At 36.5% G+C, this 16758-nt stretch carries 10 protein-coding genes and 3 pseudogenes; 2 read left to right on the top strand and 11 right to left on the bottom strand.

Annotated features, from left to right (window positions below; all coding sequences use genetic code 11):
- Positions 1-7: 7 nt before the first annotated feature.
- The 8 genes and pseudogenes from arsB to AC07E5_RS06510 form a co-directional block, all read right to left on the bottom strand.
- On the bottom strand, positions 8-1048 hold the full coding sequence (gene arsB, locus AC07E5_RS06545; protein WP_498625059.1) for an ACR3 family arsenite efflux transporter: 1041 nt from the start codon (positions 1046-1048) through the stop codon (positions 8-10).
- A gap of 11 nt (positions 1049-1059) precedes the next feature.
- Complete coding sequence (locus AC07E5_RS06540) at positions 1060-1530, bottom strand: arsenate reductase ArsC (protein WP_004988474.1); 471 nt, start codon at positions 1528-1530, stop codon at positions 1060-1062.
- Positions 1531-1536: 6 nt separating this feature from the next.
- A complete protein-coding gene (locus AC07E5_RS06535) occupies positions 1537-1857 on the bottom strand; it encodes a metalloregulator ArsR/SmtB family transcription factor (RefSeq protein ID WP_004988477.1) in 321 nt (106 codons plus the stop codon).
- A 195-nt stretch (positions 1858-2052) separates the two neighbouring features.
- A pseudogene (locus AC07E5_RS06530) lies at positions 2053-2291 on the bottom strand (thioredoxin family protein).
- An 18-nt stretch (positions 2292-2309) separates the two neighbouring features.
- Complete coding sequence (locus AC07E5_RS06525; protein WP_498625058.1) at positions 2310-3332, bottom strand: permease; 1023 nt, start codon at positions 3330-3332, stop codon at positions 2310-2312.
- A gap of 56 nt (positions 3333-3388) precedes the next feature.
- Positions 3389-3823: an arsenate reductase (glutaredoxin) gene (gene arsC / locus AC07E5_RS06520; RefSeq protein WP_004988483.1), complete on the bottom strand. Its 435-nt coding sequence runs from the start codon at positions 3821-3823 to the stop codon at positions 3389-3391.
- Positions 3824-4256: 433 nt separating this feature from the next.
- A complete protein-coding gene (locus AC07E5_RS06515; RefSeq protein ID WP_498625055.1) occupies positions 4257-7682 on the bottom strand; it encodes a DEAD/DEAH box helicase family protein in 3426 nt (1141 codons plus the stop codon).
- A gap of 6 nt (positions 7683-7688) precedes the next feature.
- Positions 7689-10856: a site-specific DNA-methyltransferase gene (locus AC07E5_RS06510; RefSeq protein WP_498625053.1), complete on the bottom strand. Its 3168-nt coding sequence runs from the start codon at positions 10854-10856 to the stop codon at positions 7689-7691.
- Positions 10857-11108: 252 nt separating this feature from the next.
- Between AC07E5_RS06510 and AC07E5_RS06505 the strand changes: the two genes are divergently transcribed.
- Both AC07E5_RS06505 and AC07E5_RS06500 read left to right on the top strand, forming a co-directional pair.
- Positions 11109-12419 (top strand): AAA family ATPase, encoded by a 1311-nt coding sequence (locus AC07E5_RS06505; RefSeq protein WP_498625052.1) that lies wholly within the window; start codon positions 11109-11111, stop codon positions 12417-12419.
- A gap of 3 nt (positions 12420-12422) precedes the next feature.
- Positions 12423-13115, top strand: coding sequence for an RloB family protein (locus AC07E5_RS06500; protein ID WP_498625051.1), 693 nt, complete (start codon positions 12423-12425; stop codon positions 13113-13115).
- Here the strand turns inward: AC07E5_RS06500 and AC07E5_RS06495 are convergent, their stop codons facing one another.
- The 3 genes and pseudogenes from AC07E5_RS06495 to AC07E5_RS06485 form a co-directional block, all read right to left on the bottom strand.
- The gene (locus AC07E5_RS06495; RefSeq protein WP_498625049.1) at positions 13116-15866 is read right to left on the bottom strand and encodes an SNF2-related protein; all 2751 of its coding nucleotides are present in this window, start codon (positions 15864-15866) and stop codon (positions 13116-13118) included.
- A gap of 142 nt (positions 15867-16008) precedes the next feature.
- Positions 16009-16410, bottom strand: a pseudogene (locus AC07E5_RS06490) (class I SAM-dependent methyltransferase); the annotation flags it as partial.
- Positions 16411-16482: 72 nt separating this feature from the next.
- A pseudogene (locus AC07E5_RS06485) lies at positions 16483-16632 on the bottom strand (helix-turn-helix transcriptional regulator); the annotation flags it as partial.
- Between the last annotated feature and the right edge of the window lie 126 nt (positions 16633-16758).

The raw sequence follows: 16758 nt of genomic DNA, 5'->3' as shown, positions 1-16758 counted from the left end.
TTGCCTCTTAAGAATTTGGATAATATTTTTTCTTCAGCCACAAGGATACGCTAACCAGTGCAATCAGCACGGGCACTTCAACCAATGGGCCAATAATCGTAGTAAAGGCAATTGGTGAAGCCAAACCAAAGGTAGCAATCGCAACGGCCAACGCTAACTCAAAATTGTTACCTGCTGCGGTAAATGAAATTGCGGTGGTTTTGGGATAGTCATTCCCCATCCACTTACTCATGAAAAAGCTGACAAAGAACATCACGACAAAGTAAAGCGTCAATGGAATTGCAATTCGCAACACATCCATTGGTAAACTCACTACATCACCGCCTTTCAAGCTAAACATGGCTACAATGGTGAATAACAAGGCCAATAAGCTGAGTGGACCAATTTTTGGCAGGAATATCGTTTGATACCAGTCCAGACCTTTGGCTTTCACTAAAGATAGACGCGTCAGGAAGCCCATCAGGAATGGAATCCCCAAGTAGATAAGGACAGCATTGGCAATGGTCCAGAAATCAACATTGATGACATTCCCTTCTATCCCAAAAAATGGCGGCAGATAGGTCAGGAAGAACCAGGCATAACTGCTAAAGAACAGAATCTGAAAAATGCTGTTAAATGCGACCAATGCAGCACCGTATTGATTGTCCCCGCATGCCAGTCCATTCCAGATCAGTACCATGGCAATACAACGCGCCAAGCCAATCAGAATCAGACCTGTCATGTATTCTGGGTAATCACTCAAGAAGACTATCGCCAATACAAACATCAGCACTGGCGCAATCAGCCAGTTCTGAATCAGAGAGAGCGCTAATGTTTTTTTATCCTGAAATACTTTGGGCAAAGCTGCATAATCTACTTTGGCTAATGGTGGATACATCATCAAAATCAAACCAATCGCAATTGGCAAGTTGACTGAATTTACACTCATTGCGTCCAATGCGACGGATGCTTGTGGAAATACCACCCCAATCGCAACACCCAGTGCCATGGCCACAAAAATCCATAGCGTCAGGTTGCGATCCAAAAAGGATAATCCTGGTTTAGACATGATCTGCTCGCTTAAAGATGGGAAATTTGATTAATTTCAGCAATAAGCTGAGGACGGCTCATGTGATGGGTATCTAATGCAAAAAGTGCATCTAAGCGTTTGTTGATATGTTCTACAGTACTTAAAAATGCCTGTAATTTTTCTTGTTCAGGCAAATCTAAATGTGATGGATCAGATAGACCCCAATGTGCTTTGATTGCTCCTCCTAAATACAACGGACAAGCTTCTTGTGCTGCCGCATCACACACGGTGATGACGACATCGGGCTGATACTGTTCACAGGCATCAATCGTTTTACTCGACAAACCTTCGGTAGACAAACCCAGGTTCTGTAAAGTCTGAATGGTTAACGGATGAACTTGGCCAGAAGGTTTACTTCCAGCGCTATAAGCTACCCAACCTTCAGGCGCTCGACTATTAAACAGAACTTCAGAAAGAATACTGCGACAACTGTTACCCGTGCACAGAAACAAAAATTTCATAAAAACTTACTCGCAATGGCTCTGAATCGATAGAGCTGAGGGATCAAATAACACGGGAACATTGCTACGTTTAAGTGTATTCAGAATTTCAAAGCACCATTCAGGTAGTTGTGGGTTAAGACTGTAATACACCCACTGCTTTTGCCGACGGTCATTCAGCAAACCACTTGATCTTAACAGGGCTAAATGCCGTGAAATTTTTGGTTGGCTTAACTGGAGTTTATCTGTCAAATCACAAACACATTGCTCTTCGTTTTCTGCGATAAGCATGACAATACTGAGACGTGTTTCATCAGATAAACATTTAAAAAACTGAACGTGGTCCATAACTGCTCCCATTCTATTATGCAAATATACACATATCCATATATTCAGTAAAGAGTACTCATTATAAAAGTATACCCATATCCGTATATGCTTGCCAGAAAGGGAAAAATTTAAAACTTCTTAACATCTCAAGACACAAATAAAAAAGACCCGTGGCTTATGCCACAGGTCTTTTTTACAGTTTTCCACATACACTTATTTATTTTTTTCAATCAACTCCACAATGGCTTGTGGTTCCAAAACTTTGCCACTTGAAACGATTTGATTATCTATGATCAGACCTGGCGCACTTAACAACCCTGTTTCAGCAATTTGCATCATATCAGTTACATATTCAATTTCTGCCTGAACACCCGTACTTTTACAGCTTCTTCAGTTGCAGCCAATAAGGCTTTGCATTTACGACAACCTGTTCCTAAAACTTTAATTTGCATCTTTATTCTCCACACTTTTTATAAAAACCAATAACCCAAAGTATTCAGGCTATAACCAACAATCAAGATTCCCACAAAAACAATCCCTACAAACAGGCTCAATAAACGGGTTTTCACCACTTGTTTTAACAAGATTAGCGATGGCAGAGAAAGTGCGGTGACCGCCATCATAAACGCTAAAACCGTCCCCAAGCCAACGCCTTTAGTCACAAGTGCTTCTGCAATCGGCAAGGTGCCAAAGATATCCGCATACATTGGCATTCCGACAATCGTGGCAATCAGTACGGAATACCAGTGTTCCTGACCAAGTAAAGCGGTAATCCACTGCTCAGGAATCCAGTTATGAATTGCCGCACCAATCCCGACACCTATCAAGACATAAAGCCAGACCTTACTAAAAATGTCTGTCACCTGTTCCCAAGCAAATGTACGCCGCTCTTTTGCAGTCATGCTGAAATCTTCATCGTCACCTAAGATTGTTTGATGATGAGTCACAAATTCAGCCACATACTTTTCCATTTTCAAGTAGCTGATTAATGACCCGCCGATGACTGCCAGCACTAATCCAAGTAACACATAGACCAATGCAATTTTCCAGTTAAAGATACTCGCCAATAAAATAATTGAAGCCAAGTCAACAAGTGGTGATGAAATCAGAAAGGAAAAAGTGACGCCTACCGGAAGTCCTGCACGGGTAAAACCAATAAACAACGGAATCGAAGAACATGAACAAAATGGCGTAATAGTACCGAGTAATGCCCCCATGATATTGGCTTTGATTCCTGTCATCCGACCTAAAATCAGCCGAGTACGTTCTGGAGGGAAATAGCTTTGAATATAAGATAATGTATAGATCAACACTGAAAGCAGAATAAAGATCTTGAATACATCATAAATAAAGAAATGGACACTACCACCCAACCGGGTTGCAACGGATAAACCAAATACATTTTCAACGAACCAGCGCACCCCATCCGAGAGCCAGGTCATTTTAAGTAGAACATCATTTAACCAAGCAAAAATTGCGACAATGTTCTCCATTTAGATCTCCTGCTCTACACTGATACAAAGTCCAACAGCGTTAGGGGTTTCACCTTTTATTTTAAGCGTCTGCCTTGCTCATCAATGATGACTTCACCATCTTCTTTAGCGAAAGCTTTTAATTGCGGCAAAGGTAGAATATCTAGCACTACTTCAGATGGGCGACATAAACGAGTGCCCAAATCTGTCACGACCAAAGGACGGTTAATCAGGATGGGATGTTCAAGCATAGCATCAAGCAATTGCTCATTTGTCCAGTTCGCATCGTCTAAATTAAGTTCAGTATAAGCATCTACATTTTTGCGTAACACATCACGAACACTTAAACCAGAGTCCTGAATCATTTTAATCAGCTGATCTTTTGATGGTGGCGTAATCAGATATTCAATTACTTCTGGTTCGATCCCCGTGTTGCGAATAAGCGCCAAAGTGTTACGAGATGTGCCACAGGCAGGATTATGGTAAATTTGAACTTTTGGCATTTGATCCATGAGTATAATCTCTTAAACAGACAGCTTTTTATATATGAATATTCAAATATACGCAATATGGAATATATGATTAACTACAAGTACCAATAAATAAGAAAAGCTCCTGAATCAATCAAAAACCTCCCATTTAGGTATTTCTGAAACGGTGTCAATTAAATTAAGAAGCTAAAGCTTCTTTTCGGATTCTCAACTTACATTAGGAACATCCCTCATCTAACAAACTGAATATCTTAAGGACTTTTTTAATTGTATTTCTCTTAATAAAAGTCAATAAGTTGATAAGAGCGAAATTGAGATGGTGGCAGTTGAACTAAAAATTTAAACCTTTAATTTAAAAAATTTAAATCTATATAGTGATTTTTATAAAACCAAATTTTTACCCAAGTTTCTACACAGCCAAACAATGTAGAAACTTGGGTACTAGGAATATTTTTTATATTTTTTCTAATATCTTTTTAAACATCTGCCCAAGATATGCTGTTCCATTACCCACCATAAACAAAACATTTTTCTCAGCAAACTCTTCTTCGGAAAGAGAGTTGTTCAAAATATCTTTCATTGGGGTAATAGACAAAATAAAGCTATTCAAAATCAAGTCAGAATGATCGAGTTTTGCTTCAATACTTTTTATCTCTTTATAGAACTCAATTTTGGCATCATCATGATTCATGTTTCGGATGCCTTTAGGATCAACTAAAGTTAAATACTGTTGCCCTGTTTCCTTATTAACTAGCCATAATAAAAAGTCAGGATAAAAATTTCCGGCTAAAGCAAAACCTAAACCACGATATTTATTATCAGCATTTCTCAATAAATAAAGCTCATAACCTTTCAGTAAAGCATCAGCATCTGGAGTATTGATATAACTTTGCAAATCCAGAACAAACTTCACTTCACTACTTTGGGTATGACTAGTGTAGTCAAACAACATTGGTGACCATGTAAATGGTAAACTTTCATCCTTCTTATCCAACAACGGATAGAACAAATGACGATCAAACGTAATCGCTCTAAAGCTACCATCTTCTTTCCAAGGTGCTAATTTTTCTACATCACCTTTGGCAACCAAGTCTTTCAACTTTTCTAAGCGATCAAATACTTCTTGTGCCTCGTTATTTTGACCGTCTTTAGCAGTAAGGGTATATTGCTCACAAATCTGTACAGGCAAATCCTTATCATCCAAGCTAAATTCTGTCACTTCATAAAACTGCCCTTCATAGGCATTCTTAATCGCATGATAGAACTTATCCATATAGGACTGTAACAACTCAGTTAATATCGCTTGCTGTTTCTTAATTCCACTCACGTCATTGGTTAATTCAGATGAGTCAACTAAAAGCTTGTACCAGTCTTCTGTAGAGGTCTTAATATCTCTTAAGCAAAACTCCTGTAAATCATCAACGTTCAACTGTAAGTTGCTATATCCTCGTTGGAACTTATATTGCTGAAGTTGCAAGTAAATTTCATCAAAATCAAACATACACATGATTTTTGGTGAAATCTCATGCTCTTGACGCTTGTCTTTAACATCAATTTGACGCTTTGACTTATCGGTATGAAAGGCTTGCAAGCGAGGATACAAATCCAAAACAACAAAAGGTTTTTTGATTTTACCTTCGTATTGTTTTGGAATCTTAAACATTGAGAGCTTTAACTGAGCCTTAAAACCATTAGCTTGATTATCTTTATAGCCATCTTTTAAGGTCAGTGTTTTTAAGCGAGGCGCTTGAATTTTATTGGTTGGAAAATCCAATGTGACTAAATCCTGATTCAGGATAATGCCCTCATCATTTAGATAATCGCGGAATTTTTCCATGTAGTCAGCACGTAAACCAAAAATATTAATAGTTTGCATCAAATCTAAATGCAGACCTTTATATTCAGCCTTACTATAAATTTCTCTTGGTGTTCGTTTTAAAGAGAAGTTCTCACCTTTTAAACGCACACCACGACCAAAGAGCTGAATAATCTGTGCGCCTTCACCAGTCCCCATGTTCAATAAGCCCATGGTCGAGACACGCCAGCTACTCCACCCCTCAGTAAATTTACGTGAACCGATTAGAAGATGTGTTTCACTATCATCATTATTTAATGTAGGAAATAATGACTCTGCAAAATCATCGGTACGAGCATTGATGTAATGCGTTTGACTTGAGTTCTCACAATTATCGTATAGGCCTTTTTCATCACCTACGTTAATCACTGCAAAAGGAGTATTTTCTCCGACCTGTAAACGCAACTCACCTTTATTCGCCGTGATACGTACTACATTCAAACGTTGATTGGTTGTAGCGTTAAAAAAGCTTTTTAAAATATCTTGGTAAAGATCAGTTGCATTTTGACCATGTAAAGGTGCAAATCGATTGGCAAAAATATTGTTTCCTTTAGGATCAACCAAACGAGATGTATTAGTAATTAAGTCATGCAGCCAACCAATCACCTTGCTCTTACGAGAGGCATCTAAAAAGTCAGCCAAGAATTTCACAATGGCTAAAATATCAGAGTCATCATCATTGACTTTATTTCCGACAAATACCCACAGTGGTTTTTCAATATTAAACTTGGCAAGTTTTGCCTGATTCTTTTTAAACAAATACTGTTGTTGGTAAAATGAAAGTAGGCAAGCTGTAAGATATAGATTGCGCTCATCATCTTCATGATATTCTTTCATGTTCAGAATATTGACTTCTTTACCATAGCCATCTGCATAGAAGTATTTGTACGAGTAATCGAACAAAATACTTTTAGCATATACTTCTCGAAGCGCTTCCCGACGATATTTTTGCTGTTCTAATTCATCAAGCTGAATATTTTTTTTCTGTTCTTCGGTTAACTTATTAATCGCCATACCATACAGCATTTTGGCTTTTTGTTTTTTTGCATCTTCAAAGCGTTTATAGACGTTGTCTGCCTTACTTACAGCTTGACCAAAGGTAGCTGAATATTCAAAACTAAAACCATCTTTAGTGAGAATATCTCGACGTTCCATCCAAGCACCTGCGCTACTACTCGTACCACGGTGCCCTTCGTCGATCAGAACCAGATTCTTGCCTTCCAAGCTCATCGTCGCAACGGTTTTATCACCATCGCTATCACTCAGCTTGTTCATATCGATGATTTGAATTTCATCACGATACAAGCTATTACGACTCTTCTGCTTATCGAACAGGGTCGCTTGAAAACCTGAGTCCGTGAGTTCTTGCAAATGCTGCTCACTCAAACCTTCATTCGGTGTAAGTAAAATGATTTGGTCTGGGTAAGTGCTATCGCCATTTTGATGTTGGAAATAGTCTAAATACTGCAAAATATTGACATGCATGAGCAGTGTTTTACCGCTACCTGTTGCATTCCAATAACCGATTTTATTTAGGTCTTCAGGCAAATACTGCTGAAATTGATCTGCGTCACTTTTCTGATCATGGTTATATTGTTCAAGCTCAACATTCAGCTCATTGAGCATGTCCGCTTGATGATGAAAATATTGATCTAAATAAAGTTCTGTAAACAGCAATGAAAGGTATTGGAAATATTTTAGATTTAAAACATGCCCTTCTATTTCATTACGTTTTTCAGTGATCTTTTGCCAGTGCTTCACAATGTTTAAGTCATAGCGACGTAGCACATCGATATCTACAACCTGTTTGTTAAACAAAGTATTGCTGATTACACTAAAGAATTTCGTTTGTCCTGCATTATCACCTTCATGCTCGATTCCCTCAAATTGCGGATGATCAAGCTGTTGTTTCATGCCTTCCAAACGATTGGGATTAAACTTCGACCACAACCATTTATTTAAAATCAATTGCTCGTGAAAATTGACTTTAACCGCTTTCGTTTTTGCTTTAGGAGCCTTTGCCACAGTGCATTACTCCTCAAACATATTCTTTAAGAAGGTTTGTTCAATTGAACGGACTTTGAGTTGTTTTTCTTCACCCTCTTTGGTGGTGTATTTGCTTGCTACGTTGTGATCACCATTGATATAAATCAATTGGTACTCGCCATCGTTTGGATTAATTTTAAGTTTTGAAAGTAATTGATCGAGTTCTGCATAGCCAATTTTGTCGCAATCACGCCACAGAACAGTGGTGTATTCACCTGTACGCAATTTACCTGTGATTTGGGCATAGCCTTTATCTAACTGATAATCTACTTCTTGAACATTCAGCCCAATCAGATAGTTAAAGGTTTCAACCAAGTCAATATTTTTACGTTCAAACGCACCTGCGCTATCTGTTGTAATATTCATTTGATAGCTAAATGGCTTTAAGAAGTCTTTCACATTCAGTAATGAATCTTTGCTTTCTAACTCAAGCATATAGTGCATGAGATAATCGCTATAAGCGTTTTGATCTTCAGGCTTGGTTGAAGCTTGTTGCTCTGCTAAAAGCGTCTGTTGAGCACCTTTACGCACCAATTCTAAGTTATTTAGCGTATCTTCATAACTTTCAAGTTTCACAACTTTTAAGCAATGGCTAATACCAGACTCAGGATTGGTTGGTTTACCTTCTTTCCAATCTGCTGAATACACGACTTTTTGGATACGTGGTTTTAAAACTGTATTAAAATACTCACCTTGTTCCATCAAAATATATTTACGTGTGCCTTTATCCTCTCGGTTTAAATCAATTACAGCATGGGCAGAAGTTCCCGAACCACCGAAATAATCTAAAGCTATATCTTTAGAATTTAACTTAAGTACTTTAAAGCAGTCTTTCACAGCATCCTTGGCTTTAGGAAAATCAAATTGTGCTACTTGACCAAAAAGCTCTATTAATGCCCTAGTTCCGTTATCTCTAGCAGAATATCCCGGCTTTTCCCACCATGTTCTAGGCAAAATACCTTCAGAATTTATGTATTTTTTCCTGTACACTTCAAATAAACCATCTTTTTCAATTACCTGAAATCTTTCTGGTTCATTTTCAATATGCTCTTTACTATATCTCCAAACTTTCAACTCACCTTTGGGATGATGTGGCCATAAAATAATTTCATTTTCATTTATCGAATTGATTGAATGGCTCCAAGTTTTTTTTCTTTCGTCCCATTCCATTGGAAGCAAAGCTATAGACTTTTCAACTTTGTTATACTTAATAGGATAATATTGTTTAGGTCTATCTTCCTTTCTTGAATCAGGGCCATTACGTCTTAAATTTTCCCATTCAAAAAAACCCTTATTATCTTTCAGAGAGTAACGAGAACGCTGTGCCTCATCATGTGGAAGTCTACCTACACCATTTTCTAACTCGCCTTTAGAATAAAATAAACCATATTCGTGATTAACCGAGAATCCTTTTAATGTTGAACGCCCTGATGGATTGTTGCGAATTAATACATTTGCTAAAAAATTTTCAGCTCCAAATTGTTGATCCAAAATCATCTTTAAATTGTAAAGTTCTAAATCATCAATCGTTACACAGAGTAAACCTTGTTTTTTTAATAATGAAGTTGACTCTTCTATTCTATTTTCAATTAAAGTAGCCCAAGATGAATGCTTAAAACTATTTTTATATAAAATCTCACTTGCTGAAGTATTGTATGGAGGATCAATATAGATACTTTGTACTGTATTATTATATTTCTTTTCAATAAGTCTTAAAGCTTGAAAATTATCACTATGAATGATCAAGCCATCAGTTTGAGCATCTAAGTCATCAATTGTTTTTAAAAGCTTTGCTTTAAACTCTAAGCTAAATAATGAAGTATCCACCATCAAGGCTTGGTGCTGTTTTAAATAATCAACCGTTCCCCAGCCTGCTTCTTTACCTTTAAAGCCTAAATCCTCCCATTGTTGCCACTGTGATGTATTGCCTGCAATTTCAGTATATAAAGACTCGTCCACTCGGTCTAAAGTAACGCAGTATTCAGCACTGACGACAAACTTTTTCTTTAACCACAACTTTTTCTGAAAATCTTCAAGCGATGCTAAGAAGCTAATGATTTCTAAACCAATTTGACGTAAACATTTGATAATACTGAGCTGACGTTCAATCTGAATAAATTGATCAGTACTCACCACATCATCTAAATGCATCACTTCATTTTTAATATAGAAATCAAGTTCATGACGCAAGAATTTACCTAAGTCTTTATGAATAAAATAATCTGCTGTATTTTTTTGCGTATAGGTACTCAAGTGCTTGTGCAACACTGTACGCTTTGGTTCTTTTTCAGTCGGTGCAGGTTGAGCTAAATCATTTAGCCAGTCAGTAGTTAAAACTTCTGCACTCACAATTTTGTTATACGATTCAATATTGAGCGTTTCTTGCTTTGAGCCTTTAGGTAAAGTTGCATATTCAAAAAGAATGGTCAGTTCATTATTTTGAATGGAGAATGGAACAATCGTTTCTTCAAACTCTTCACCGTCTTCATCTATACGAGTAAAGGTTTTTGGTTCTGTCACAATAATAAAGCGACGGTCTTTATCATTATCTTTACGGTTTTCACGCGCTGTATCTGCACTCACCAAACGGAATAAAACTGAACGCTCATCGTTCAACTTAAAACGATAGTTGCTAAACATCTCCCCAGACTTGGTGTAGTACTGGTCTTTGTTTGCCCAGTGCAACATCACTTCCTCACCAGAGTAAGGAATAGCGTAGGTATCACCCTTATAACGACGTTGGCTAATAAAGTCACCATCATCGTAATAACGACTAAAGAACGTGAGCAAATGACTATACACTTGTGACTGATCTGTCATTTCATGTGCATCAGCTTGGGTTAAAGCAATGTATTTTTGACCTAATGCACTTTCTATTGCTTCAGCATCTATAAGCTCACCTTGCTCATTAAAAGCACGTTTACCAAATTCTGCTTTCAGCTCTGCTTCTAATTCTTTTAAAACATTTTCATCAAGCCTCGACTTTGCTTCGCCAAGATATTGCTCTACTTTGGTTTTTAAACGCTTATCCAAAAACTCAGCAATTTCGGCACTACGTGCATTTAATATACGGTAAACCCCAAAATCCAAATCAGGTCGATTGATCTGAAAGATTTCTTTGAGTTTTGCAATCAATGCAGCATATTGGCTCATGGTTGGCTTCCCTAGTAACAGCTTTAAATGATTAACCTCGTTTACAAGGCAAAATTGCCATATATCATACTGGAACAGCCTAGTCTAGGCTATAAATTTAAGGGGTTTCTTTATCAAATGTTGTTTTTAAAATCAATAGATTACTTGTGCTATCCATAGAAATTTATAGACAAAATTATCGTTATCCTGTATTTTTAATGCGAAATTTGGATTTTTTTACCAAAAATTAGACTTTAAATAAGGTAAAACCTCATGTTGATTCAATTTTCTGTTGAAAATTTTAAATCTATTAAGGAAGAGCAAACGCTCTCTTTGGTGAAAAATTCAGCAGATGAAATGCCAGAAAATTACTTTAATCCGAATGCACCTGCAACCCCAGACTTGTTAAAAACAGCTGTGATTTATGGGGCAAATGCTTCGGGTAAGTCTAGTTTGCTTAAAGCTTTGGCAAGTATGCAAAGTATCATCAAAAATTCTTTTAATAAAAAACTGGACGAATCTATTGATTTAGAACCTTTCTTACTTGACCCCACTACTCGTATCCAACCTACAACATTTCAGGCTGTACTTGTTGTAAACATGCCATCAGAAACAGGCGAGTTACAACCTGTTCGTGTGGAATATGGCTTCTCTGCGGATAGAAAACAAGTCTATGAAGAATGGTTAAGTGTCTATCCTAAAGGGCGTGAACAAGCATGGTTTCATCGTTTGTATAATGATGAAACTAAAATTTTTGACTGGAAAGATTCTAATTTTTTTAAAGGTCAAAAAGAAAATTGGAAAAAAAGTACACGCTCTGACCAACTATTTTTATCTACTGCGGTACACTTAAATAGTGAACAATTAAAGCCAATTTATGATAATTTTACTCAAAACTTTATGATTATTAGTAGTGATAGAATTAGTAATGAAATGTCGAAAAATTTTTGTAAATATGATGAAAGTGGGAAAAAACTCATTTTATCTCTATTAAAACAGGCAGATATTGATGTTGAAGATATTGTTATTAAGAAACCTAATATTAGCTTGAAAGATTTACCAAAAAATATTCCAGAAGAATTTAAACAACAAATAGCCAAAGAACTGGCTGAAAATTTTGATGTGTTTTTTATACATTTAGACAATCAAGGAAATAAGGTAGCAATTAATCTACATGATGAGTCAGATGGTACACAAAAAGTTTTTGAATTTTCTTCTTTAATTTTCTATGTACTCACTAAAAGTGCTACTTTAATTATTGATGAATTTAATAAAAGTTTACACCCCGATTTAGTGCGTTTCTTAGTAAAAATCTTTAATTCAAAAGCTAAAGCTCAACTCATTTTTACTACACATGAAACCTCAATTTTGCGTAAAGACTTATTACGCCGTGACCAAGTTTGGTTTTGTGAAAAAGGTAAGGATAAATCAACATCATTATATCCTTTAACTGATTTTAGTCCACACAAAGGTCGTGAAGATATAGAAGAATGTTATTTACATGGTCGTTATGGCGGCAAGCCTATCATTAAAGATTTCTTCTTCCCAGAAGATTTAAATATTTCTGATGATGCGGAGAGCTAATCTATGCGTATCAGTAAGAAAAAAACCACACATTTAAATCGTCGCACGGCTCAACGAGAATCTTATGATCTGGTACTTATTGTCTGTGAAGGTCGAGAAACTGAACCTAATTATTTAGAAAGTTTAAGAGAACATGAGGATTTATCATCCGTTAATGTTGTAATTACAGGAGAGAGTCATTCTGATCCAATGTCAGTAGTCAATCATGCCATTAAAATTTATGAGGAACGGGCAAATGAAAAGAACCCAAGTACACTATTTGACAAAGTATATTGCTTAATTGACCGTGATGAACATGCCAAATTCGATGCTGCTGTTCATAAAGCCAATACCTATACATATAAAGGTAAACGAAATATTCTTACAATCGTCCGTTCATACCCTTGTTTTGAATACTGGTATTTATGTCATTTCAAATACTCACGAGCAGGCATACATAAAATAGGGAGTAAAACGGCTGGTGATGCTTGTACCTCTCTATTAAACCCACTCTGGCAAACTATTTTTGGTACAAAATACACAAAAAATCAGTCTAATGTTTATCCCAAACTTGCTCATCTGATACAAATAGCAATAACAAACTCTAAACGTGCTTTACGAGATACCGAATCAAGCAGTGATATGAACCCATCAACCGAAGTACATCTTTTAGTTGAGTATTTACTGAATATCAAAAATCCTTCCACTAAGAAATAACTAGATCAATTGCCATTTCACTACAAATAAATTCTCAGCTTTGCTTGAGCGATGCAATCTTTGCTCAAGTGAATCAATCATCGCATCACGCTTATCTGCTATTTCATCTTCTACATCAAAAACCTGCTGTCTCATACGTCGTTTGTCCTTTTCTGCTTTTTGTATTTCTTCTTGTAATCGCTTTTCTGTTTCAATATCAAGTGCTTTCCGAGACTCTCGTTTTAGACTGGAGATTTTTAACTTTATATCTTCAAGCATTTTCTCCACGGCAAGCAAACTATCCTCAGCCCACTGTTCTAGCTTATCCCGTTCCTTTTTGAAAAACTCATCATTCAGCTCCAAAGCATGGTTTAATGCAACTTGGTATTGTTTATCAATATTTGACTGAAATATTTCAGGAATCGTGTCTACCACATCAGACAATACTGTTGCATTGACTTGAAGCAAACGCTCACACAAATCTACATCTAAAACCCTACCATCATCAGTCATTGCTGTGATCACAATATGTTCTTCTTCTTGAAAAGAATCCAAACTCAAGACCGTAATAGATAGCCAACCCTTTTGCCCTTTTAACTCTTCTAGTAGCGTTACCTTTTGACCATACTGGCTATAATCAAACTGAATGAATTGTTTTGGTGTTTGTAAGCCTTTGGCACTATCCAACACAAATTCACCCAATGGATGAGTTAAACGATAAATAAAAGTATTTTCAGGAATCCGCTCACCTTTACGTATAAGCTGATATTTACCTGAAGGTGCTGTTAATATAGGTGACTTAGTTAAATCAAAATTTAGATTATGGTCATGAAATTGAGCGAACTTTTCCAGAATATATTTTGTAGATAGCCAAAACAAACGACTAATTTTATCTAGCTGTAGTTCAGCTCGTTCTTTTTGTACTTTTAGCAAGTCATGAATATCTGCATCAAAATGCTCAAGTAACAGCTCTTGTGTCCTTTTCATTTTATCGTTAATTTGCTCTTCAAGCTCATCCCTTAATTGCTTAAAGCTTTGTTCTATTTCTTCTGAACTACGACACTGATCATAAATTTCAGAAATCCGTTTTTCAAAATTTATACCACTTTCAACTGTCCCTAAAATGTCATTCGAGGCACCAAAGACACCATCAAATAATTGAAATTTATCTTTAAGTAACTCTAAAACTCGCTGATCGGCTTCATTCCTTTCATTTAAGAAATTAACGACAACAACATCAAACTCCTGCCCATAACGATGGCAACGACCTATTCGTTGTTCCACACGTTGCGGATTCCATGGTAAATCATAGTTAATGACCAAAGAGCAAAATTGTAAATTCACACCTTCTGCTGCTGCTTCTGTCGCAATTAGTATTTCTGCCTCATTCTTAAAAAAATCGATTAAAGCCGTGCGTCGATCAATTGCTGGTGAGCCTGTAACATGTTGAGTCCCTAAATATTTACCCAACCACTTTTGATAAATACCTGTATTCGTTGCAGATGTATTACTACCATTAAATCCTATTACTTTTCCGTTGTATCCTCGTGCTTCCAAGAATGCGATCAAGTATTCCTGAGTACGCTTTGATTCAGTAAAAATAACAGCCTTTCGTTTCGCCCCCATTTCAAACATGCGAGCAAAGCCTTGCTCAATCGCGGAAAGTAAAGCAAAAGTCTTACTATCATCTTTAATTTTATAAGCCTGCTGTATATAACGTTCAATTTCAGCTATTTCAGATTTAATTAAACTAACATCTATTTGTCCATGACCTGCTTCCTCATCAAAATCATCCAGTAGCTCTTCATCCATATCCTCATCAACAATAAAATTACTGAGCCAATCTTCATCTAGACTCTGCTGTTCAAGCAATTTTTTCAGTCGCTGTTGAATAGCTTCTAAAGTTGCAATTACAGCAGGAGTCGAGGATGCCAAAAGTTTTCTTAAAACAATTGAAATTAAATGTTTTTGTTGTTGTGGAAATGCATAGCTGACATCTCGCTGCAAATACTCACTGATTGAATCATATAAGCTTTGCTCATCATCAGTAGGCTTAAAAGGAACAGTTAGAGCATGGCGATTGGTATAAGGTACATATTCCAAAACATCTTTCCGCAAAGTCCTTTGCATAAATTGTTGGATTCTTTTTTTTAACGATTGAATATCACCATCAACCACATATCTAGAACGAAATGCCTTCTCATCCCCAAATAAGTGCTCATCTATTATCGTACTTAAACCATAAAGCTCCATTAAAGTGTTCTGTAACGGTGTCGCTGTTAATAACAACTTTTTCTTGCCTATCAATGAGCGTTTAAGACTATTCCCAATTTTGTTACTTGAGCGNGGATATGAAATTATAGAAATCTTGCCATTTTTAAATGGATCATAAACACCATCTTTACGTGCCATGTTCCAGGTTTTTAAATCCAAAACCTGTGTTGGCAAATTAAATTTATCTTGTAATTCTTGTGCCCATTGTTTACGCAGTGAGGCTGGACAAATAATTAATAAGTTTCTATGTCTTTCCGCCCAATATTGGCAAAGTACCAAAGCTGCCTCAATGGTTTTACCTAAACCAACTTCGTCAGCAAGAATCACACCTTTACTTAACGGATTATTTAAAGCAAAAAGTGCTGCTTCAATTTGGTGAGGATTTACATCAACTTGTGCATCAAACAATGATTGTGATAAACGATCACTAGCTGAAGCTGATCGCTTTTTGGTTATTTCCCATGCAAAATATTTTATTTGGTGGTTGGTATAAGTCATTATTTAAGTATTATTAAAAGCTAGTATTTGATTTTAAATATAAATGTTTATAGATTTTCTTCAATCCCTAAATGTTACTTTTACCATAAAATAATTTATAAGCAGCTCAAAAAAGTTATACCCACAATCCTTTGTAAGATTGATCTCCATATTTAAAAGACATATAGCAAACACCATTTGGCTTTAGCGTCGTTAAGATCCTTTACAATATATCTCATTCGCAGTGCAATAAAGAAGCATATGCCCAAATTCCATCGTATTTAGCCGCTTCATCCAACTTATAAAAACTTACCAATTATACTAATGCTCCCGTAAACTGACGTGCTTTTCCAAACAGTTCCTCTGAATAATCTATTGCCTCTACCTGATGCCCAAAATTTTTAAAAGCCAAGCTATCTCGACCTGAGCCACAGCCAACGTCAAGAATCCGAGCACCTTCAGGCAACTCAGCTAAAAATGGCTGATATAGGCTTTCCATATCAACTTCAAACGTTGAAGCTGTAAATTCTTCTGCATGCTTATTGTAGTAGTCTATTGTTTTCATTACGGACACTTAGGCTAAAAGACACTTTCAGTCTACAAGAAAACAAAAAAATAAGGGAGCTAAGAGCATCCCTTATTCTCGACTCGCCAACTTACTTTCAATCCATTGATGGATCTCATAAGCTGACCAGCCGATACGATTTTGAGTGATTTTAACTTTCTTTGGGAATGAAGGATCGTAATAAGGTGAGTTTTCATCCATCATCTCGTAGATGGTAGAACTGTTAGCGGCAGTGTAAAAATGACCCCCTAATGGCATTTAAAAACTGACCCCCTTGGTTAATATAGCGGTCATTTTGGACTGCTCAACATGTTAACTTTGGAGCAAGCAGTGACAATCCAAATACTT

It is taken from the genome of Acinetobacter seohaensis (assembly GCF_056431365.1).
The sequence above is the reverse complement of the archived record's forward strand: the minus strand, read 5'-3'. Positions and strand labels throughout refer to the sequence as shown.